At 61.8% G+C, this 1,119-nt stretch carries 2 protein-coding genes; both read right to left on the minus strand.

The window, feature by feature from the left end:
* Window positions 1–77: 77 nt before the first annotated feature.
* The gene (gene rplR / locus BGN91_RS10685; protein WP_292612948.1) at window positions 78–440 is read right to left on the minus strand and encodes a 50S ribosomal protein L18; all 363 of its coding nucleotides are present in this window, start codon (window positions 438–440) and stop codon (window positions 78–80) included.
* An 11-nt stretch (window positions 441–451) separates the two neighbouring features.
* Entirely contained in the window at window positions 452–985 is a 534-nt protein-coding gene (gene rplF / locus BGN91_RS10690) for a 50S ribosomal protein L6 (protein ID WP_292612950.1), read from the minus strand.
* Window positions 986–1,119 lie beyond the last annotated feature (134 nt).

Genomic DNA, 1,119 nt, shown 5'->3' on the forward strand with positions numbered 1-1,119 from the left:
CGTCCTGTCCGTTCGATACCAATTTCAAGACGCGTATTCCTGTCGCAAAACCCGTTTCACACTTGCGAACTACGCGTTTAGAAGCTCAACCCACTCTCGCGAGCCGCATCGGCCAGCGCCTTGACGCGACCGTGATAAAGATAGCCGCCGCGATCGAAGATCACTTCCTTGACGCCGTTCTTGACCGCCCGCTCCGCCAGGAGCTTGCCGACCGCCTTGGCGGCCTCGATGTTGGCGCCGGTGTTGCCCGCATCGCGCATCGCCTTCTCCAGCGATGACGCCGACGCCAGCGTCTCGCCCTTCTGGTCGTCGATGACCTGGGCATAGATGTGCTTCGACGAGCGGAACACCGACAGCCGCGGGCGGCCGTTCGCGGTGCGTCGCAACGACAGCCTCACGCGTTGCTTGCGCCGGGCATTCGTAATCTTCAATTTCGACATGACCGGCTCCGTTACTTCTTCTTGCCTTCCTTGCGGAAGATCGATTCATCGGCGTACTTCACGCCCTTGCCCTTGTAGGGCTCAGGGGGACGATAGCCGCGGATCTCGGCCGCGACCTGACCGACACGCTGTGCGTCATTGCCCGTGATCGTGATTTCGGTCGGCTTAGGAACCGCGATCGTGATCCCTTCCGGGATCGCATAGTTGACATCGTGGCTGTAGCCGAGCGCGAGCTGCAGGGTCTTGCCCTGCAAGGCGGCGCGATAGCCGACGCCGACGATCTCGAGCTTCTTCTCGAAACCCTTGGTGACTCCCGCGACGAGGTTGGCGACCTGCGCGCGCGCCGTGCCATACAGCGCCCGCGCGCGGTTGGTCTCGTATCGCGGCGCGACCTTCACCGCGCCGTCCTCGAGCTTCACCTCGACATCGTCATGGACGATGAACTGAAGCTGGCCTTTCGGCCCCTTCATCTTGACGGTCTGCCCTTCGATGGTCGCGGTCACACCCGACGGCACCGTGACCGGCCTCTTGCCAATGCGTGACATGGCTCAATCCTTCATCTTAGTCTGTGCGCGTTGTCGCAAAACCGGTTTCCACTTTCGCGACATGCGCACTAGAACACCGTAAAGAGAACTTCGCCGCCCACGTTCGCGTCGCGCGCATCGTGGTCGGCCATGAT

Origin of the sequence: Nitrobacter sp. 62-13, from assembly GCF_001896955.1 — a bacterium.
In the GTDB taxonomy this organism is placed as follows: Bacteria; Pseudomonadota; Alphaproteobacteria; order Rhizobiales; family Xanthobacteraceae; genus Nitrobacter.